The sequence below is a fragment of the Pseudomonas sp. KH_046_1 genome (assembly GCF_057839025.1).
This window is the reverse complement of record NZ_CM174481.1, coordinates 2,062,717-2,083,543: the sequence shown is the minus strand read 5'-3', so window position 1 is coordinate 2,083,543 and position 20,827 is coordinate 2,062,717. Positions and strand designations below refer to the sequence as shown.

Below are 20,827 nucleotides of genomic sequence, written 5' to 3'. Positions count from 1 at the left end.
AACTCACTTATGCAGCAAACTCCAGCATTAACCTCACATGACGATGATGATGATATCGACTTGATGGGCCTACTCGGGACACTGGTCGATCATAAATGGTTGATTGCCGGGATCACTGCTGCCTCCATGGCCGTTGGAACGGCCTATGCGGTGTTGGCCAATCCTGTTTACCAGGCAACTGCGTTGATACAGGTGGAGGCTAAAAAAAATGACATGCTCGGCTTCTCCGATATCAACAGCATGTTGGGTAAAGAGTCACCTTCAGCCACAGAAATTGAATTAATCAAATCGCGCGCCATCATCGGCAAGGTTGTCGACAATCTGTCGCTCGATATCACTGTCGAGCCGAACCATTTTCCGTTGATCGGCGACTTTATTGCTCGTCGGTTCAAGCCAGACGCTGTTAATGCGGTCGCGACGCCATGGTTTGGCATGAACAGTTTTGCCTGGGGTGGCGAAACCCTGAAAATATTTCAGCTCGAACTCCCACAAGAGCTTCTGGGTCAGGAACTAACTTTCGTCAGCGGTGAAAGTGGCCACTTCACTTTGTTGGATGAAGACGACAATATCCTGGTCGAAGGCCAAGTTGGCCAAGCCTATGACAAAGACGGCATTAAACTGCAGGTCGAAGTGTTGCAGGCGAATCCTGGTACAACGTTCAACATCGTACGTGACCCACGCCTGACCAGTATTTTGAAGTACCAAAAGGTACTAGATGTATCAGAGCGCGGTAAAGAATCCGGCATAATCGGACTGGCTCTTGAAAGCGAAGAACCAGCCAAAGCCATTCAAATCCTCAATGAAATCGCCAAGCTCTATGTAAGGCAAAATGTTGAGCGGACATCGGCCGAAGCCGCTCAAAGCCTGGAGTTTCTAAACGATCAACTGCCTCAGGTCCGCAAAGACCTGGAAAAAGCCGAAAACGCCCTGAACAAGTATCAAATTCGTAGTAAATCCATCGATATCAGCCTGGAAGCCAAAGCCATTCTCGATCAGATCGTGGCGCTTGATACCAGCATCTCCGAATTGAAATTGCAGCAAGCGGAAATGGATCGCAAGTTTACCCGTCAGCATCCCGCCTATCGGGCCTTGCTCAGCCAATTAGGCGAGCTGACAAGCAAGCAGGATGGCTTGGCCAAAAAAGTCGAGGGCCTGCCTTCAACGCAGCAAGAACTGCTTAGCCTCACCCGCGATGTAAAAGTCAGCACCGAAATTTATACCCAGCTCCTGAATAAATCCCAGGAACTGGATGTAATGCGCGCCGGCACCGTGGGCAACGTGCGCTTGATCGATACTGCCGATGTGGATCTGCGCAAGCCCGTTAAACCCAGGAAGCCCCTGATCGTACTCATTGCCACCCTGTTCGGGGCTTTTCTGGCGACTGCATTAGTGCTTTTTCGCAAAGCCCTTAATCGTGGCGTGGACAATCCGGATCAAATTGAACAGCTGGGGTTGCCGGTGTATGCATCCATTCCTTTCAGCACACTGCAAAAAGGTGAAGAAAACAAAACCCACCGAAGTGGCCGAGGCCGCGCTAACAACGCCGCCCCTATACTGGCCAGCAGTCACCCCACCGACCTGGCCATAGAAGGATTGCGCAGCCTGCGCACCAGCCTGCACTTCGCCATGCTCGAAGCCAGCAATAATCGCCTGATGATCTCCGGTCCGAGCCCCAAGGTAGGTAAAACGTTCGTTTCTGCCAACCTCGCTGCAGTCATCGCTCAGACCGGCCAGCGTGTATTGCTGATCGACGTGGATATGCGCAAAGGGTATTTGCATAAAGTATTCGGGACTCCCGCTGAAAACGGGCTGTCGGATTTACTCGTCAAGCGCTGCGACCTGGCAACCGCGATCAATAAAACTGAATTCGAGCACCTTGACATTATTGGCCGCGGGCAAATACCGCCCAACCCTTCAGAACTGCTAATGCATGCGAACTTCAGTGCCTTCCTGGACGAAGTCAGCGCCCAGTACGACCTGGTGATTCTGGATACCCCGCCGTTGCTCGCAGTGACGGATGCGGCGATTGTCGGCCGCCAGTCGGGCACCAGCTTGATTGTGACGCGCTTTGCACTTAACCCTGTTCGTGAAATTGAATTGACCATTCGCCGCTTTGCACAAAATGGCATTGATTTGAAAGGCGCAATTTTCAATGGTGTTGAAAAACGCGCCTCGGCCAAATATGGTTATGCCGATTATGGTTATTACAACTACGAATATAAATCCGAGAATGTTTAGTTAACTAACTATTGTCTATACCCCGCTACCGTCGAGCAAAAGTGCATGGCGGTAGCCATATCAACTCCACCTTGCTAACTGCAGCTGAAAAAAGATGCAGACACATTAGTAAATAATGACGCTCTCAGGGACTGGCAATTAATCCTGGGGCGGTAGCGTGGAAAAAATCAAATTCGTGGTACCCCACGTCAATGGTTATCCGTTAATTCGGCGTATTTCTCTGGATCAACAAAGGTTGGGTCAACGTTGTTTTATACAGCATCGATCTGAAACGGCATTTGTTAGTCAGTCCAAACATCCCTCCACCTTCAGCTACGAACATAGCAATGGATCGCCCTATGAAGACCCTATGCATTTTTGGTACCCGTCCTGAAGCCATTAAAATGGCTCCACTTGCGCTGGCACTGGCGGCAGATGAACGCTTTGAGGCGAAAGTCTGCGTCACCGGCCAGCACCGTGAAATGCTCGATCAAGTGTTGGGGTTGTTTGCCATTGAGCCGGACTTCGACCTGAACATCATGAAACCCGGCCAGGACCTGACCGATGTCACCAGCGCCATCCTGCAAGGGCTGAAGAAAGTCCTCGCAGAATTCAAACCCGATATTGTGTTGGTTCACGGAGATACCGCCACCACCTTCGCTGCCAGCCTCGCGGCCTACTACCAGCAGATTCCGGTTGCGCACGTAGAGGCCGGTTTGCGCACGGGTAACCTCTACTCGCCGTGGCCGGAAGAAGGCAATCGTAAACTCACGGGGGCGTTGGCCAACCTGCATTTCGCGCCAACCGAAACGTCACAAGCCAATCTGCTGCGCGAGGGCGTTGATCCAGCCACTATCGTCGTCACGGGCAACACCGTGATCGATGCCCTGCTGGATGTCGTCAAGCGTCTCGATCAGGACCAGGCACTGCTTGCCCAGGCATCTGCACCGGCGGCCTTCCTGAACCCAGCTCGAAAACTGATCCTCGTTACAGGCCATCGCCGGGAAAGTTTCGGTGACGGCTTCGAGCGCATCTGTCAGGCGTTGATGGAGGTTGCCCAGCAACATCCAGAGGTTGATATCGTCTATCCCGTGCACCTCAACCCCAATGTGCGCGAGCCGGTCAATCGACTTCTGACCGGCATTCACAACATCTACCTGATCGAGCCCCTGGACTACCTGCCTTTCGTCCACATGATGAGCCGTGCGCACATCATCTTGACCGACTCCGGTGGCATCCAGGAGGAAGCGCCGTCACTGGGCAAACCCGTGCTGGTGATGCGCGATACCACAGAACGGCCAGAGGCCGTTGCCGCGGGCACGGTGAAACTGGTCGGCACCGAAACCGCCGATATCGCCCGCGAGTTGAACCGCTTGCTGACCGATACGGCCGCCTACCAAACAATGAGTCGCGCCCACAACCCTTACGGCGACGGTAACGCCTGCCAGCGCATCATCGAGGCGCTGCTCGCTCGTTAATCCCCTCCCTTACTTAACAGCCGTGGCTTTGCTCGGCTGTTAGCTCGCTTGAACAACGTATCTACACATTACCATTCAAGGACGCACCATGCCTTTCAACACCATCTCCGTCGTTGGTCTCGGGTATATCGGCTTGCCCACTGCGGCTGTCTTCGCATCGCGCAAAAAACAAGTGATCGGCGTCGACGTTAATCAAAACGCGGTTGATATCATCAACCGCGGTCAGATTCATATCGTTGAACCAGACCTGGACATGGTTGTACATGCCGCCGTGACTGAAGGCTACCTGCGCGCCTCCACCCGGCCGGAACCCGCCGATGCTTTTCTGATTGCGGTGCCAACTCCGTTCAAGGGCGACCATGAACCGGACCTGAGCTACATCGAATCGGCCAGTAAAAGCATTGCACCGGTGTTGAAGAAAGGCGATCTGGTCATTCTAGAATCGACCTCCCCGGTCGGCGCCACCGAACAGATGGCCGCCTGGCTTGCCGAAGCCCGTCCAGACCTGAGCTTTCCGCAAACCCACGGTGAAAGCTCCGACATCCGCATTGCCCACTGCCCGGAACGTGTACTGCCCGGCCATGTGCTGCACGAGTTGGTACAGAACGACCGTGTTATCGGTGGCATGACACCGAAATGCTCCGCATTGGCCATCAGCCTTTACAAGATCTTCGTCCAGGGCGAATGCATCGTCACCAACGCCCGCACTGCGGAAATGTGCAAACTCACCGAGAACAGCTCTCGCGATGTGAGCATCGCATTCGCCAACGAACTCTCGATGATTTGCGACAAGCTGGATATCAATGTTTGGGAACTGATCCGCCTGGCCAACCGCCACCCAAGGGTCAATATCCTGCAACCTGGCCCCGGGGTTGGCGGACACTGCATTGCAGTTGATCCGTGGTTTATCGTCAGTAAAACACCAGAACAGGCGCGCCTGATTCGTACGGCCCGCGAAGTGAATGACAGCAAGCCACAATGGGTGATTGACAAGGTCAAACTGGCTGTAGCCGAGTTTCTGCAAGCCAACCCGGATAAGACCGCGCGGGAAGTGTCGATTGCGTGCTTCGGATTAGCATTCAAACCAGATATTGATGACTTGCGGGAAAGTCCAGCCCTGTTTATTGCCACTGAGATCGCAGCAACGCATTCAGGGCAAGTGGTCGTAGTGGAACCGAATATTCAGGCATTACCAGATACATTAAACAAAAAACTATCACTCAACACTCTTGAACAAGCATTGACAGAATCAGACATAGTCGTGATTTTAGTTGACCACAAGGAGTTCAAAGAAGCTAAATCGCAAATTTTCGCAGGTAACCATATAGTTGATGCACGCGGACTAATGAGCAACTAATAAAGCAAACAATCAGCTAATAATCTCTCTATTTCATATACAACCATATCTTACACGGTGGCCAAATTTTAATATTGGCCACCGCTTAGATACGGCAATACTTCCAACAACTAAAACTTCAAGACTCAACAAGCCCAAACAAGATGAGAAACAAACAATGCAGTACATAATTAGACTTTCCATCGATCAAGGGCTGTCATCACTATCGCTATTTATTTTTTCCATTACGCTAGCCCGCGAATTTGGCGCTGCAGATTTTTCAATATACGCAATTGCACTAAGCACAAGCCTTATGGTGACAGCAATATTCAATTCCGCGTACATCGAACCCACAGCGATAAAAGGAAAAAGAGGACTTTCTCGAGGAACAATAATTACAAAACTATCGATACTAAGCCTAATAGCGTCGTTCCTTTGTCTATTCTTCATAGAGCAGTCTCAATTTTTCCCGGTACTGGCATTCACCCTAGGAAACTCTGCACTATTCATAGTCAGAAGAATTAACGCACTAAACGGCGAACACAACAAACTAACACTAGTATCTGCAACCAGCTTCGCCCTGACCATGACATCACTATGGTTGCTCAACTACACACAAGCATCGTTATCTTTATGGCTTATAACCTATGGAGCGCTAGGCGTAACATACCTGCTGCTTTTACCCATAATAAAATACGAAAATAAAGAGAAAGTCGCCGCTGACTTAAGCAGTCTAGTCACAGCAATCATGCTGTGGATATGCAGTAATTATTTCTTTTATTACTTACCCGCTGTTGGCCGAGCCGATGAAAGCGGCCAACTTAGAATCATTTATACTTTATTCATGCCTATTCTCCAAGCAGGCACAATAGCAGGATCTTTTCTTATATCGAAAAAATCAACCAACAAAGCCGCTTTCCCTATAATTCTGTCACTTACAGCAGCCTATGGAATAATACTAATAGCTATAGGCTCTGAGACAATCCAAAGCATTACCAAAATCCCCATAACCACGCAAGAACTTGTATATGCCACACTCTTAGCAGCTGCCAATAGCAGTTCTGGACTATCATCAATATCACTACGAATGCAGAAACATATCACTCCGATCCTTACCTCTAGCACCATTTCAGCACTAACACTTATTTTGATTGGCTTTTTAGCAAAAACCTTAAATGAAATTATGATATGCATTACACTAAGTTTTTTATTAAGCATTGCTCTTTCGCAAGTCATTAGGCGCATGCACAAGTGAAAATATCAAAAATCATCATGCCTGCCATCCTTTTATTCTCGCTCGACAGCTTGATAAAAATCAATCTTGAAGACTTCAGGATTCACATATCGCACCTGCTGCTGATAATAGCGATGGCGCTAAGCGCAATATCAGCTAGAAAATGGCTTAGACAATATGCCCGCCAAAATAGAACAATTATCTTTCTGCTTATCTATCTTTCGCTTCATGCATTTATCGCCACAGACCTAAAAACATACATAGTTGTACTTTCATATTTTATCCTAGCCATAATGACACACGCTGCAATTTTTACATACGCAAACAAAATCAACTTCAATTTATTTTTTAAGCGAACCCTAATCCTGTTAGTAGCGACTGGATTCGCTCAGTATTTATTGTACGCAGTCTTTAACTATCAAATTTCACTAGGCGGTCTTTCGGACACCTATTACATCGATGGCGGCAGCATTGCCAATCGCATGCGAGGCTTTTTTCTTGAGCCTAACTGGTATGGCCTATATCTAGCTTCGGCTTTTATAGGATATATAATGACCACGGATGAAAAACGGCCTTCTATTCTCTTGATGGGCCTATCTTTTACGTGCCTATATTTAAGTGAAAATAGGCTAACGCTATACTTCGTCTTGTTGTCTACTTCTATATTTTTTTACGAAAAATACGTCCACAAAATCCAAAAACATCTCCTCATCATCGTATGCATCGCCCCAATAATATTTCTTTTAGCGCTAACCTTTAGTGATACTTTATCTGGCGCAGCTGGAGATGATCGATCAGTATCCGCAAGAAGCGTTACAGTCCTTAAAACAGCAACTTATATCGAAAAAAATTTTTCGCTACCTTCATTACTGTTTGGCAATGGCCTTTCTACCTGGGGGGAAGTCGCTTACCAGGAGAACCTATCATCTCGGGCAAGTCCAGAAAAAAGCAAAACCGCACGTGACACAAGCGAATCTTATGTAGTGGTGTTTGAACTTGGCTTAGTTGGCGCCCTTCTATTCTTTCTTGACTTTTACGCGACATGCAATATGGCAACTAAAAGGACTGAAAAAACGCAAATGATAATCCTGGTCTCCCTGGTATTTTGCGCGGCTTTTTATTACCCCACATTTTATTTCATGATGTATCTAGCACCATACTTTGCTGCCAGAACCTATTGCTCACCAAGAAGTGAATTACGACATGTTTAATCTTATCAACTCCGACCTTAAATTTATTGCACAAAACAAAGGCCTAGATCCTTCTAGCATCTCGGCAAAATTTAGGTGTGCGCTCTCCCCATCTTTTATCTGTTCATTTTTATACCGCGTGTCACACCAAGTTCACTCCTTAAAAATCCCACTACTACCAAAATTTATATGGTGGGTTAACTTCTTGCTGTTTAAGGTTGACATTGATTACAGAGCAAAGCTTTACAGCGGGATATACATGCCACACCCCATAGGTATAGTGATTGGCGACGGAGTTCATTCAACCGCCAATATGAAGATCATGCAAGGTAGTACTTTGGGTGGTAATTTAGGCCGCACATTATGCAGAAACGATAAAATAATAAAACAGCCACATTTTTTTGCAGATAGCTTTATCGGCATTAACTCTGTTGTTCTCGGCCCATTGATTTTCGAGGAAAGTGTTTGCGTAGCAGCAAACGCTATTGTCACTAAACAAATGCAGGCAGGCCTTTTATATGGAACTAATGAACAAAAATCACTAACCTCTCAGCATCAAGAGAGTTTTTTCAAATGAAGCGAATATTACACCTCATAAATGATGCAACTCCGTTACGAGGAGGCGCGCAAAGAATTTTAGCAATTCTAAGAAAAGATGATGCCGCTCAAGGAAAAGAAACGTTCAGCTTTAGCAAATATAGACAAGACAATCTTTGTGACAAACACAACATTATTGGCGGAGGGTGTTGGGCTCTCAAACTTCTATGGACTTCAATTCAATTGAAACCCGAATGGATCATCATCCATTCTCGATTTTATTTACCGTTGGTACCAATCCTTCGTTTTCTTGGAATAAAGACCTGCTTCTACGCCCATGCAGATTACAAATCAAAAAAAATTATATTTCGATTTTTTAAAACTGATAACTATATCGCAGTCTCCGAAACCGTCCGCGACGGGTTCGTTAAAATGGGAATTCTTTCTCGCAAGATAAAGTTAATTAAAAACCCTATAACAGCTGGCACTGCCGCATATCCAGAGTATCCGGCAAACACCATAGACCTAAGCTACGTAGGGGGGCTTCATCCCTGGAAGGGCATTCTGGAGTTAATAGATTATATTGCGCTATCCGACGCCAAAATTCGATTAACCATTATAGGTGACGGTCCGTTAAAAGAGCAGATCCTAGATAAAACCAAGCACCTGCCTGACAATATAAACATAACTCTTCTAGGCGAAGTTGAAAGCCCATTCACAAAAATTGCGCATTGCCATATAAATATCATGCCTTCTATTGAAGAAGGTTTCGGCTTAGTGGCAATTGAATCGATGTACCACGGTAGGATTTTAATCCACTCTGACGTTCCCGCATTAATAGAACTATGCTCCCTCGACGACTTATCAATTTCTTTCAGTCACGCCAACCCTGCATCGTTTTTAACGGCGCTCACCCATGCTATCGACTTATCGAAACAAAAAACACGAATGAAAACTCTCATCGACCGAAGTAGCTTGATAGCTAATCAGTATGGCATGCAACTATTTTTAGAAAACTATCGCGCAGCTTTGAAATAATCCGCGCAACTACCACTTCATCAGCCATCAATTAATTTGTTTATTAGTCGAATGGATAGCTAACCGCAAAGTTAGAGCACATAACAATACTCACAGCTATAAATTTTCGTGCAACGCATAGAATGCTGCGAGATCGCTCACGTATTTTATCCCAATATTATAGGAATACTGAATTTCATCATGAAGAGAATTGAGGTTCTGGGCTGCCCCATGGATGTCGCCTCCATGAACAACACCGTCGTGACAATTCGCAACGCGATTACTGCCGGCCACTTCACCCAGCACGTGGTTGTGAATGTCGCCAAGCTTGTAAACATGCGCGACGACCCTCAGTTGAGCGAATCCGTTCGTTCCTGTGACATCATTAATATCGACGGTATGGGTGTGGTGTTGGGGGCCCGCTTTCTCGGCCACTCAGTGCCCGAACGCGTCGCGGGTGTCGACCTGTTTCATGAATTGCTGGAAATGAGCGCGACTAACCACTTTTCGGTGTTCTTGTTAGGCGCCAAGGACGACGTCGTTTCCACCGCCGCCAGCAAGGTGAAGGCGCTTTACCCTGGGCTGAAAGTCGCCGGATATCACCATGGCTACTTCTGGGACGACGAAGCCGCACTGGTCGAGAAGGTTCGGGCTTCAGGTGCGCAGCTGCTGTTCGTTGCCATCACTTCGCCGATGAAAGAAAACTTTATCAACCGCTGGCGCGATCAGTTGGGTGTCACCTTTGTCATGGGGGTGGGCGGAACGTTCGATGTGGTCGCAGGGAAGGTAAAACGCGCGCCGCAATGGATGCAGAAGTACGGCCTGGAATGGCTGTACCGTGTTATCCAGGAACCCGGCAGGATGTGGAAGCGCTACTTGACTACCAACAGCAAATTCGCCTGGTTACTCATCAAGGAAAAGCTCAAGCGGTCTTGAATATCATCGCCGTGCTCGTGGCGCGGCCAAGCAATGTTAGAAACAACGATCGCGTTAGAAAACGTCAGACCTTCGAGGCGTCCTACACGAGTATTCTTGAGCAATAATCGCGAGATAAATCTCACTGAGAAATGCCTCCAGAGGTCCACTCTCGTCGAGTTCGAATCAATAACTATACTTAACGCTACTGGACGCTCAGAGTTTTTGGCCTTGCACGCGAGCTTCTTAGCTTCACCGCCAATACCGACGATGCATCAAAAAGGAATCTACCATGACCAAACTACTTGCTTCCGTTCTAATGCTGTCTTTGAGTGCCTCCGTTTTGGCCGCTGAGCCTTCCGCAGCGTCTTCTGCTCCAGGCACACCTGCAAAACCCGCAGCAAACGCTCCTTTGAGTCTGAACACCCCTCTCGTGGGCAGCCTGACCACAGGGACTGCTCTCGGCATCGGCGCCGCGGTTGTTGCCGGCGCCGCTGCGCTGTCATCCAGTGGTGGCGGAAGCAACAATGACGGCGGCACTACTGGCACTACCGGCACCACAGGCACCACCGGTACACGCTAAGCGCACCGCAAGGTCGATAGCCTTCTACCACCCGGAGCAATCCGGGTGGTTCCGTTTTGATGTGTTCCCTCCACAAGTGTCCTCAATCATGATTCGTAGTTTGTCGCTCGCTGTGCTTGCAGGTATTACCCTGCAAGGCTGTATGTTCTCACCCGGTCAACACCTGGATACCAGCCAGGTCGGCCGTGAAGGCTCACCGGAAAGCAGTCGGATCGAGTTGATTCCGATAACGCCTAAACTGATTGCCCAGAACGCGGCGACAAAAGTGCAAGCCTCGATGCCCGCCGAGTTGTTGGCGTACAAGCCGGGTGCTTACCGGATTGGCGCCAATGATGTGTTGTACATCACTGTGTGGGACCATCCTGAGTTGACTGCGCCATCGGGTGCGCAACAGCAAATTGATGCGAACGGTCGCCTGGTACGCCCGGACGGCACCCTGTTTTACCCCTATATCGGCAATATTCATGCCGCAGGTAAAACCATCGAGGAGCTACGCGGTTTTATTGCTGAGCGCCTGACTCAATTCGTCGACAGCCCTCAGGTTGACTTGAGTGTTTTGCGGTTTGCCAGTCAAAAAGTCGTTATTTCCGGTGCTATTTTGAAAGCCGGTCAACAACCCATTACTACTTCGCCGCTCAGTGTCGTCGAAGCCATGGGTACTGCTACTGTCGATCCATTGAATGCCGACCTTGCCGGCCTGACACTGACCCGGGACGGACGTGAGTATCCGCTCGACCTGGACTCGCTTAACAGCAAAGGCTCGCTGTTGCATAACGTCTATTTGAAAGATGGCGATCAGTTGTACCTGCCCTACAACGACCGGAAAAAGATCTACGTCATGGGTGAGGTCAACCAGCCTCAGGCGCTCACGTTCAAAATCAATCGGATGAATCTGGCAGACGCGGTCGGAACGGTCGGTGGACTGAACCAGACCACCTCCAACGGCAATGCGCTGTATGTCATTCGAGGTGCCGAGAACCTTGAAACCGAGCCGGCAAAAGTCTTTCAACTGGAAGCCGAATCGCCTACCGCGTTTGCTCTCGCCAGCCGCTTCGATCTGCAACCCCAGGACATTGTCTACGTCGGCCCTGCAGGCGTGACCCGCTGGAACCGCTTGATCAGCCAGTTGCTACCTTCGGCCGCTATCCTGGGTACCGGAGCAGCGGCTCAAAACAATCTCAGTGAAGCCAGCAGTCGATAAGGTTTGAGCCGCTTTGAAAACTTTGCGTAACAGCTCATGCCTGGCGGTGGGATTACTGCTGTGTGGCTGCAATCCCTTGATGCAAGCGTCCCTGGATACCTTTAAGGCCTCCACACTGGGCGTCCAGCCGCTGGAGTTGACTGCGGCGCAAGTGGACGCCGTGCCCTATGCGCAGATCAAGGTCACCACCGACGCCAGCGAAGGTGTATTGGCCAAGCTACGTCAGCAGGGCGACCTGGAGTTCTGGGTCGCCTCCGGCAAACAGGTGTTGTTGATGCGCGACGGTCTGGTCGTGCGCAGCGTCGGCCTGGGCATCAATCTCGACGGCACGCGCTTCGACGGTGAGTCGCCGTTCAAGCTTGGCTTGCAGCGATTGCCCGACGGCTACAGCAGTACCCGCTGGATAGATGTCTATCAGGGGCCGCAGGTCGGACTGGCGGTCAACAGTCGTTTCAGCCGACAAGACATCGAAACCGTCACCATCCTGGACAAAGACTATGCGCTGCTGCGCATAGACGAACGCATCGACATACCCGAGCTGGGATTCAAGGCCACCAACCGTTTTTGGGTCAGGCCTGACGATGGCTTGATCCTGCAGAGCGAACAACATCTCACGCCGGAACTTTTCTTGAAGATTGTGCAATTGCGCCCTGACCGGGAGACGGCTCGGTGAGATATTCGAAAACGCTGTCGGCTTGCCTGTTGCTGGCCAGTTCTGCGATGGCTCAGGCCGCTGTCACGGTCACGGGTGATGTAAAAAACGCCGGTTCCTTCGCGTTCGTGCCAGGTGCACGCTTGCTCGATGCCGTCAGCCAGGGACGCCCGAACGCCGAAAGTTACTGGCTGGCCGCCGCCTGGCTGCACCAGCCACTGGTGGAGCAGCAAGTCCGCCTTAAAGCCGGCGTGCTGTTCGATCTGAAATTGCTGCAACGTGGGGCCTTGCTTGAAGAAAAAAGTAGCCTTGCGGCCCTGGCGGCGCGCCTGTTTGAAGAGGTCAGCCGACTGCCCGTTACCGGCCGCAGAGTCGCGATGCTCGACCCCGTGGCGCTGGAGGTTGCGTTCGCCCGCAACTACTCGCTCAGTGACGGCGACCGGCTGACTTACCCTGTACGCCCGACTACGGTCACCGTGGTGGGCGCCGTTGAACAGCCTTGCGCGCTGCCTTATCGCGCCCTGCAGCCCGTCCAGGAATATCTGAAGAGCTGTCTGCCGGTGACCGACGCAGATGCCGATTACCTGTGGCTGATTCAGCCCGATGGCCAGGTCAGGCGAGTCGGTAACGCCGCCTGGAACCGCGAAGACGGGGTGTTTGCCGCCGCAGGCAGCACAATCCTGGTGCCCGTGCGAAACGATGATCCGGACCTGCCCACACCCGACTTGAACGAGCAGCTTGCCCAGTTTCTCGCCACCCAACCGCTGCCCGAGGTGGCCCCTTGAAGTTACGTTTCGCCGCCGTAGTGTTGTTGTTGCCCTACAGCTTGGCTCATGGAGAGCCGCGTTTTACCCAGAATGATTTCGGTGGTGTGGGTTTGTTGCAAACCCCCACCGCACGGATGGCACCCGCTGGCGAATTCAGCCTGAACGCCAACCGGACAGACCCCTATTCGCGCTATAGCATTTCAATACAGCCCCTTGATTGGCTGGAAGGCAGCTTTCGGTATACCGCTATCAGCGACCGTAAATACGGGGCCGAGGCATTCAGTGGCGACCAGAGCTATAAAGACAAGGCGGTCGATGTCAAAGCCCGCCTCTGGCAAGAAAGCCACTGGTTGCCCGAGGTCGCGCTCGGCTTTCGGGATGTCGGGGGCACCGGCCTGTTTTCCAGCGAATACTTTGTGGCGAACAAACGTTACTACGATCTGGATTTCAGCCTGGGCATCGCTTGGGGCTACATCGGTAACCGCGGGGATATCGATAACCCGCTGGGGTACCTCAATGAGCGCTTTGATACACGCCCGGTAAACACGGGCGCGGACGCGGGCAACGTCAATACCAACGCGTATTTTCGTGGCTCGCCCGCGTTGTTTGGCGGTGTGGCCTATCAGACGCCCTGGGCGCCCTTGAGCCTGAAACTCGAGTTCGACGGTAACGACTACGAGCACGAGCCGCTGGACAATAGCCTGAAGCAGGACTCGCCCATCAACATCGGGGCGGTGTTCAAGCTAACTGACTCAGTCGATTTGACCGCCGGTTGGGAGCGCGGCAACACCGCGTTGTTCGGTATTACTTTTCATACCAATTTCACCAGCCGCAAGGCGCCGGCCAAACGCTACGACCCAGCTGTCGAAGCGCTGCCGGCACAAGAGCCAACCACGCCGCTCGATCAGGTCGACTGGGCTGGGGTTTCCAAACGGCTGGAAAACAACGCAGGTTATAAGGTTGAGCGTATTGCTCAGCGCGATTCCGAGCTGATTGTGTATGGCGAGCAGTCGCGCTATTTCTACTCCGCCAAAGGCGTAGGCCGGGCCAGCCGGATTCTGGACAACAGCGCGAATGACGAAATCGACTGGTTCACGATGGTGAACAAGCGTTACGACATGCCCGTGGAAGAAACCAGTGTGCCGCGCGACACCTTCCGGGCCGTGGTGAACAACCAACAAGACCTTACAGACCTGCACCGCACCACCGAATTGAACCGGGCCACGCCGCACATTGAAAACACGCTGTACACCCAGGCGCTCGAGCGTTTCACCTATGGTATCGGCTTGGGTTACAAGCAAAACATTGGCGGTCCCGACGGCTTGCTGTACCAGCTGACTGCTGATGTGGACGCAGAATACCGCTTTACCCGCAGCACGTGGACGAGCGGGGTCATCAGCACCAATCTGCTGAACAACTTTGACAAGTTCACGTACGACGCGCCAAGCAATCTGCCCCGAGTGCGGACCGATTTGCGCAAGTACGTCATCACCTCTGATGTAACGATGCCGACATTCCAGCTCAACCATGCCAAGCAACTGGATCAAGACTTGTTTGGCATGGTGTATGGCGGTTATCTGGAGTCAATGTTCGCCGGGGTCGGCGGTGAATTGCTGTACCGCCCCATGGGCGAGCGCTGGGCCATGGGTGCTGATTTGAACTTTGTACGCCAGCGTGACTTTGACCAGGGTTTTGGTCTGCGCGATTACGATACCGTGACCGGTCACATCACCACCTATACCGAACTGCCGTTCGAATTGCAGGCGGCGGTCAGTGTTGGACGTTACCTGGCGCGCGATTGGGGGGCCACGGTCGATCTGTCGCATGAGTTCAGTAACGGCGTGAAGTTCGGTGGCTGGGTTACCCGCACCACGGCCTCGAAAGAAGAGTTCGGCGAGGGTAGCTTCGACAAAGGCATATATATCTCGGTCCCCTTCGACGAGTTGATGAGCGTTTCCACGATGCGTCGCGCCAACCTGGTCTGGGCTCCGCTGACCCGCGATGGTGGTGCGCGTCTTAACCGCCAATATTCGCTGTACACAATGACCGATGGCCGCGACAAAGATGCGTTCTATAAGAACTTTGAGAAAATCACCGAATGAGTTCGTTACTCCTGGGTGTCACACAACTTTCCCAAAGCCTACGCACGCTGTTTTTCATCGGCGTCAGTGTGGTCTTGCTGACAGCCGCTTTGCGAGCGCAACCGGTTCCAGAAGCCTTTGCCCAGGAAGACAAGCTGCATCACCTGCTTGGTTTTTTCGCGTTGTCTTTTAGTTGCCAGCTGGCCTTCCTGCGGGTCAAGGCACGCTGGATCGCCTTGAGCTGTCTGCTGACGGGGATCCTGATCGAATATGCCCAAGCACTGATGCCGCTGCGCACGGCATCACCTTACGACGCCTTGGCCAATGCTGTCGGTGTGTCGATCGGCTTGATTGCGTGGCGTTGGGTGCAACCCGTCAAACAGTCCACTGAGCTCCCGGACACTTAAGACTATGGCTTGCCCCGTGAGCATAGCGACAACACGGCTGAAAACATCAAAACACTGAATCGACGCCACCCATTTCTGTTATGCGGTTTTGAATAAGAAAGGCCTGTAAACGTCAGTTAGGCGAATGTAGTCCTCTGTAGGAGCGAGCTCGCTCGCGATGGTCGTTAACGATAACGCGTATTTACTGGCTAAACGCGGCGTTCTTGAGCCCATCGTCGGAACTCCGCCCGGAGCAAGCTCGCTCCTACAATTTCCTTAACTGAACAGCATTGCTGTAAACGGTATTTTTTTGCTCTTGGGTGCCGCATTTTTTGAGCGGCCATAAACTTTTTCAAGGCAGACCACTATGAACGCTTCCAGATCACCGATCGACGCTGTCTATAAGTCGTCGGACCCTTTTGCACCGGGCAATATGGTTTTTGGACAGCCATTCACCGAGGGCAACAGTGGATTGATGGCTTGGTTGCGGACATACGAAAGTGCGCCCTCCACTGTCACCCCACAGCCAAAGTTATTGGTGGAGCGCATCGGGCTCTTTCCTTCCTCAGGTGATATTCGGCGCATGGTCGGTAATCCCATTGCGCTACTCGAGTACTTGCGGACCCTGTATGCCAGTGAAGCACTGGATGTGGATGACAGTGACGGCCTGAGCCTGACGTTCGCTGAATGGCGTTTCAAGATCTGCCCATCGGAGAGCGAGATCCTGTTGAAGGTTGAGAGTCGAGGCGATGTTGCACTGATGCAGAAAAAAACTGCAGAGCTGCTGGAGCGGATCGAAGAAGAAAATAGTAGTGAATCCTGGTGAGTCCACTCCGCCAGAACTCGAATCAAAACCTACAACCTTGACGATCCGCCGGGAGTGCGCCAGTGAGGCTGCATGAATGCCTTTTCTGCCCCCGAAAGAGTGACTGCGAAAGAGTTCAAGAGCCTCTCAGCCGTATACTTTGGAATACTCGTACTCAGCATGATAATCGCGAGCCCTAGCATGAGGGCCGTGCGGGGAATTTTGCGAACTTCCTTTCTCTCCAGCCTGAAAAGAAATACGCACGCCGCGGCTGACCCCACAACCGCCCCGGCAATCGCTTCCGGCAGAGGATGAATCGTCTGCCCGACATACTGCACGCTGAACCACCAGGTCGACAGCAGCCCCGCCCCCAGTGCCAGCCATCGAAGGCGATGATCCAGTTGGCGCAATAGCAAACTCAGGACAACGGTCGACACCAGGCATGCATTCATTGCGTGGCCGCTGATGACCGCGATATCCAGGCTTTCCAGGCCGATACCCCAGCCCTTGAACAGCACTTTACTGAGACCTACGACGAAATAGGCTACGAACAGTACGCCTAGCCATAGGAGGGCGAGTTTTCTGGATGCCATGCTCCATAACCAACCAGCGACGACCATGGCCGCTGGAAGCATGATGGTGATTCCGGCGTATTGTGCGATGTACAGTTTTGACACCAATCTACTTTCTCACGTCTCATGCAATTTCCCAGTGTGATGGACACTGGCCGCGTGCACAGTAGATACCACGTTCATCGATCAACAAAGCACTTCAGACGATTCTCTACGACAACCACTGAATAACTGGCGATGTGCATTGCCAGTCCGTCCTCTACCAGCGCATCCAGCAAGGCAGCTTGTGCCGCGAAGCGCAGGTCGAGGTTGAGTTTTCGAGAGGCGTGCATCTGATCGATCAGAACATGGGTCACTTGATAAGGGGTGTTGCCCCTCAGACGCCCCAACCAGACGGGGATTTTTTTTGCGGTTTTGGATGGACTGATATCCAGCACGCCCGTTGCCTTGTCCGAAGCGGTGTTTTTCGAAACCTCCACGATTTCTTCAAACACGCCGGTCAACTTTTTTAGTGCGTAGCCAAGCATCAAATCATCAAACGCATCCAAAAACATATACCTCTTCACGTTGTGAAGTTATTTCTACAAACACGAATTCTCAATATCACATTACACTTTATTTTATATATGTACTGGACGTATTCTAACGATCAAAATCTCCGCCAGATAACATTACATTTGTTACCGCGGAGATTAACCTTGCCAGGGTGTTAATTGACTTTTTATAACAATTATTGAGCCCGCAATCGAACTATATAGACTTCAACGATATCGGTAATTACACGTAAGGTGCCGCGAGCGTTATCAGAAGACTCGGGCGTCAGATGATCTGATTGCCAGGCGCTGACCGTCAGATCAGTTGAACCTGTGAGCCCGCCTGGCATCCTATTCATCTATACGGCGCCCGACCTTTCAAACACCTGTTTTCAGGTTGTTGCCGCAGGGGCCATCGATACACGTACATGCCCTTGAGTGGCTGTCAGCGCTCGGGTAATGTCATCAGACCCATAGGACAGAGCACGCCCATGACTTCCAAGCTGGAACAACTTAAGCAAATGACCACCGTGGTTGCCGACACCGGCGACTTCGAAGCTATCGCTCGCGTTAAACCCGTGGACGCCACCACCAACCCTTCCCTGCTGCTCAAGGCCGCGGCCATTCCTGCGTATGCCGAGCTGCTGAACGCCAGCGTCAATGACTGCAAGGGCGATGTGGGCCTGGCCAGCGACCGTTTTGGCGTGGCCGTGGGGCAAGAAATCCTCAAAGTGATCCCGGGCCGTATTTCCACCGAAGTGGATGCGCGCCTGTCGTTCGACACTGATGCCATGTTGAAGCGTGCACATCGCCTGATCGAGCTGTACGACAAGGCCGGTATTGGCCGCGACCGCGTGCTGATCAAGATCGCGTCCACCTGGGAAGGCATCCGCGCTGCCGAGATCCTGGAAAAGGAAGGCATCCAGACCAACCTGACCCTGCTGTTCTCCTTCGCCCAGGCAGCCGCCTGTGCCGACGCCGGGGTGTTCCTGATTTCGCCGTTCGTGGGCCGTATCTACGACTGGTACAAGAAAGCCAACGGCAACGACTACACCGGCGCGGATGATCCGGGCGTGCAGTCGGTGACGCGCATCTACAACTACTACAAGGCCAATGACTACAAGACCGTGGTCATGGGGGCGAGCTTCCGCAACCTGGGCCAGATCGAGCAGCTGGCCGGCTGCGACCGCCTGACCATCAGCCCGGACCTGATCGACAAGCTGGCCGCAGATACCGGCAAGCTGGAGCGCAAACTGGTGCCAGGCCATGCCGGTGAAGCGCGCCTGAGCCTCAACGAATCGCAGTTCCGCTGGTTGTCCAACGAAGATGCGATGGCGACCGAGAAACTGGCTGAAGGCATTCGTCAGTTCGCACGGGATCAGGAGAAGCTTGAGGCGCTGTTGCAGGCCAAGCTGTGATCTGAGTGGGTGTAATGCAAAAAGGGCGAACCCTCACAGGTTCGCCCTTTTTTGTATGTGTTTGGTGACTGTCAGGACGCCATCGCGAGCAGGCTCGCTCCCACAGGGATTTGCGGGATGGCTTTGGTCGTGTGCTGAACGAAGAACCTGTGGGAGCGAGCCTGCTCGCGATGGGGCCAGTCCGGCCCACATCACTTCAGGGGATCAGTGCCGCTCCAGCGCATTCACCAGGTCATGGAAGGCTTCACGATTGGTGTCGTTCAGGCCCATGAGGATCTTGTGCGCTTCGAGCACCTTGATCCGCACCACTTCTTCGGACTGATCCTGGTCTGGCAGGTCGTCCAGGCATTCCGGGCACGGCACCGGCTGATCAACGATGTTGAACACCTGCTCGAAGCCCATCGACTGCAGCAGACGGGTGATGTCTTCGTGGGTGGTGACGACGGTCGGCAGCAGGCCGACTTTCTGCCGCGACAGGATCGACAGCTTGGCCAGCAGGCCAAGTGTGGTGCTGTCGATGCTGCGGGTTTCGGTCAGATCGATCACGATCGTGTTGAAATTCAACGCGCTGAAGATCCGCTCAATAGTCGCATCCAACGCCGAACACAGGGTCAGGCGAACTTCACCGACGAACTTCAGGACGAAGGTGCCATCCTGCTCGGCGAACTGGATTCTACCGGTACTCATCAAAGATTCCTGCTCAACACCAACAGGGCGATATCATCCGGCATCTCCCCTAGCGTGGCCAATCCAAAAACCTGCCGCAGCCCATCCAGGGTGCCGCCCGCAGCCTTGACCCGTTGGGGCAACGCTGCCTCTTTTTCTTTGAGTGTGGGTTCTGGCAAAAGGTCCAGAATACCGTCAGACATCAGCGTCAGGCTGAACGTCGGTGGCAGTTCCAGCACGTGGTCTTCGTAGGTGGCTTCGTTGAAGAGGCCCACCGGCAGACCACGCCCTTCCAGATAACGAACACTGTCTGGCGTGTACAACACTGGCAACGGCAGATGACCGCCGATGCTATAGGTCAACAAACCGGTCTCCTCGTCGATGACTCCACCGACCATTGTGACGTGTTTACCCAGCTTACAACTGATCAGGCCCCGGTTGATATGACCAAGAACCTCTGAAGGCTTGAATTCCGGCAAGGTGCCGCTGCGCTTGGATTCGAACAGCAAGCGCGTGGTCATGAACTTCAACAGCACGGTGACGAAGGCTGAAGAGGCGCCGTGACCGGAAACGTCCGCCAGGTAAAAGGCGACCCGGCGCTCGTCGACCCGGAAGTAGTCGACGAAATCACCCGACAGGTACAGCGACGGGATGATCTGGTGAGCGAATTTGAACTCGTCGATGGTCCAGGGGCTGACCGGCAGCATGTTCATCTGCACCTGGCGACCGGCGTTCTGGTCCTCCTGGAGCAGGTTCAGGCTGGCTTCGAGCTCGCGGTTGGCCTTTTCCAGCTTCTCGCGGTAGCGCTGGTTCTCCAGCAACAGGCGCGCACGATCCAGGGCCCGGCGCACGGAGTGCTCGAGCACGGCCAGATCTTCGAGAGGCTTGATCAGGTAGTCCGCTGCGCCCAGGCGCAGGGCTTCGACCGCGTCGTTCATCACGCCGGCACCCGACACCACGATCACCGGCGTTTGCGGCGAACGTTCGGTCACCTGGCGAATGAGTTCGAGTCCGCCCATCTGCGGCATGCGCAGATCGCAGATGACCAAGTCGGGCTTGTCTTGCTCGAATACCTGAAGACCCTGCTGACCATTGCTGGCCTGCAAGACGCTGAAACCACTGTCTTCCAAATAGGCGGCGAGGCTCGCGCGCACTACTTCGTCATCATCGATTATCAGCAGCGTGGCACTGGTTTTTGGCATGTGGGCAAACGGCGCCAGAATTAGGTTGGCGTAGCAG

At 52.4% G+C, this 20,827-nt stretch carries 19 protein-coding genes; 15 read left to right on the top strand and 4 right to left on the bottom strand.

Annotated elements, in window-relative coordinates; translation table 11 throughout:
- The first annotated feature begins 9 nt into the window (after positions 1 to 9).
- The 14 genes from AC3IT9_RS09510 to AC3IT9_RS09445 all read left to right on the top strand — a co-directional run bounded on the left by AC3IT9_RS09510 (position 10) and on the right by AC3IT9_RS09445 (position 16,420).
- Positions 10 to 2,238, top strand: a complete 2,229-nt coding sequence (locus AC3IT9_RS09510; RefSeq protein ID WP_489272770.1) for a polysaccharide biosynthesis tyrosine autokinase — start codon at positions 10 to 12, stop codon at positions 2,236 to 2,238.
- 338 nt (positions 2,239 to 2,576) lie between these two features.
- Positions 2,577 to 3,695 (top strand): non-hydrolyzing UDP-N-acetylglucosamine 2-epimerase, encoded by a 1,119-nt coding sequence (wecB, locus tag AC3IT9_RS09505; RefSeq protein WP_489272768.1) that lies wholly within the window; start codon positions 2,577 to 2,579, stop codon positions 3,693 to 3,695.
- Between the two features lie 88 nt (positions 3,696 to 3,783).
- Positions 3,784 to 5,052, top strand: a complete 1,269-nt coding sequence (gene wecC / locus AC3IT9_RS09500) for a UDP-N-acetyl-D-mannosamine dehydrogenase (protein ID WP_489272767.1) — start codon at positions 3,784 to 3,786, stop codon at positions 5,050 to 5,052.
- A 157-nt stretch (positions 5,053 to 5,209) separates the two neighbouring features.
- Positions 5,210 to 6,286: a hypothetical protein gene (locus AC3IT9_RS09495; protein ID WP_489272766.1), complete on the top strand. Its 1,077-nt coding sequence runs from the start codon at positions 5,210 to 5,212 to the stop codon at positions 6,284 to 6,286.
- Complete coding sequence (locus AC3IT9_RS09490) at positions 6,283 to 7,476, top strand: hypothetical protein (RefSeq protein ID WP_489272765.1); 1,194 nt, start codon at positions 6,283 to 6,285, stop codon at positions 7,474 to 7,476. The genes AC3IT9_RS09495 and AC3IT9_RS09490 overlap by 4 nt, the downstream gene beginning before the upstream one ends.
- Complete coding sequence (locus tag AC3IT9_RS09485) at positions 7,469 to 8,032, top strand: hypothetical protein (RefSeq protein WP_489272763.1); 564 nt, start codon at positions 7,469 to 7,471, stop codon at positions 8,030 to 8,032. The genes AC3IT9_RS09490 and AC3IT9_RS09485 overlap by 8 nt, the downstream gene beginning before the upstream one ends.
- Positions 8,029 to 9,030 carry a glycosyltransferase family 4 protein gene (locus AC3IT9_RS09480; RefSeq protein WP_489272761.1) on the top strand — a complete coding sequence of 334 codons (1,002 nt, stop codon included), beginning with the start codon at positions 8,029 to 8,031 and terminating at the stop codon, positions 9,028 to 9,030. Before AC3IT9_RS09485 ends, AC3IT9_RS09480 begins: the two co-directional genes overlap by 4 nt.
- Positions 9,031 to 9,210: 180 nt before the next feature.
- The gene (locus tag AC3IT9_RS09475) at positions 9,211 to 9,945 is read left to right on the top strand and encodes a WecB/TagA/CpsF family glycosyltransferase (RefSeq protein ID WP_489272759.1); all 735 of its coding nucleotides are present in this window, start codon (positions 9,211 to 9,213) and stop codon (positions 9,943 to 9,945) included.
- 650 nt (positions 9,946 to 10,595) lie between these two features.
- The gene (locus AC3IT9_RS09470; RefSeq protein WP_489273494.1) at positions 10,596 to 11,708 is read left to right on the top strand and encodes a polysaccharide biosynthesis/export family protein; all 1,113 of its coding nucleotides are present in this window, start codon (positions 10,596 to 10,598) and stop codon (positions 11,706 to 11,708) included.
- Positions 11,709 to 11,721: 13 nt separating this feature from the next.
- Complete coding sequence (locus AC3IT9_RS09465; RefSeq protein WP_489272757.1) at positions 11,722 to 12,381, top strand: YjbF family lipoprotein; 660 nt, start codon at positions 11,722 to 11,724, stop codon at positions 12,379 to 12,381.
- A complete protein-coding gene (locus AC3IT9_RS09460) occupies positions 12,378 to 13,145 on the top strand; it encodes a capsule biosynthesis GfcC family protein (RefSeq protein ID WP_489272756.1) in 768 nt (255 codons plus the stop codon). Before AC3IT9_RS09465 ends, AC3IT9_RS09460 begins: the two co-directional genes overlap by 4 nt.
- Positions 13,142 to 15,229, top strand: a complete 2,088-nt coding sequence (locus AC3IT9_RS09455) for a YjbH domain-containing protein (protein WP_489272755.1) — start codon at positions 13,142 to 13,144, stop codon at positions 15,227 to 15,229. The genes AC3IT9_RS09460 and AC3IT9_RS09455 overlap by 4 nt, the downstream gene beginning before the upstream one ends.
- Positions 15,226 to 15,615, top strand: a complete 390-nt coding sequence (locus AC3IT9_RS09450; protein WP_489272754.1) for a VanZ family protein — start codon at positions 15,226 to 15,228, stop codon at positions 15,613 to 15,615. The genes AC3IT9_RS09455 and AC3IT9_RS09450 overlap by 4 nt, the downstream gene beginning before the upstream one ends.
- A gap of 346 nt (positions 15,616 to 15,961) precedes the next feature.
- The gene (locus AC3IT9_RS09445) at positions 15,962 to 16,420 is read left to right on the top strand and encodes a mannose-1-phosphate guanylyltransferase (RefSeq protein WP_489272752.1); all 459 of its coding nucleotides are present in this window, start codon (positions 15,962 to 15,964) and stop codon (positions 16,418 to 16,420) included.
- A 29-nt stretch (positions 16,421 to 16,449) separates the two neighbouring features.
- Here the strand turns inward: AC3IT9_RS09445 and AC3IT9_RS09440 are convergent, their stop codons facing one another.
- Together AC3IT9_RS09440 and AC3IT9_RS09435 are read right to left on the bottom strand one after the other, a co-directional pair.
- Entirely contained in the window at positions 16,450 to 17,076 is a 627-nt protein-coding gene (locus AC3IT9_RS09440; RefSeq protein ID WP_489272751.1) for a hypothetical protein, read from the bottom strand.
- 74 nt (positions 17,077 to 17,150) lie between these two features.
- Positions 17,151 to 17,525: a hypothetical protein gene (locus tag AC3IT9_RS09435; RefSeq protein WP_489272750.1), complete on the bottom strand. Its 375-nt coding sequence runs from the start codon at positions 17,523 to 17,525 to the stop codon at positions 17,151 to 17,153.
- Between the two features lie 470 nt (positions 17,526 to 17,995).
- On the opposite strand from AC3IT9_RS09435, the gene tal reads away from it, so the two are divergent.
- The gene (tal, locus tag AC3IT9_RS09430) at positions 17,996 to 18,922 is read left to right on the top strand and encodes a transaldolase (RefSeq protein WP_007984304.1); all 927 of its coding nucleotides are present in this window, start codon (positions 17,996 to 17,998) and stop codon (positions 18,920 to 18,922) included.
- Between the two features lie 204 nt (positions 18,923 to 19,126).
- On the opposite strand, the gene rssC is transcribed toward tal, so the two are convergent.
- Positions 19,127 to 19,609 carry an anti-sigma factor antagonist RssC gene (gene rssC / locus AC3IT9_RS09425; protein WP_008003418.1) on the bottom strand — a complete coding sequence of 161 codons (483 nt, stop codon included), beginning with the start codon at positions 19,607 to 19,609 and terminating at the stop codon, positions 19,127 to 19,129.
- Positions 19,609 to 20,790, bottom strand: coding sequence for a two-component system response regulator RssB (gene rssB / locus AC3IT9_RS09420; RefSeq protein ID WP_056722032.1), 1,182 nt, complete (start codon positions 20,788 to 20,790; stop codon positions 19,609 to 19,611). Before rssB ends, rssC begins: the two co-directional genes overlap by 1 nt.
- Between the last annotated feature and the right edge of the window lie 37 nt (positions 20,791 to 20,827).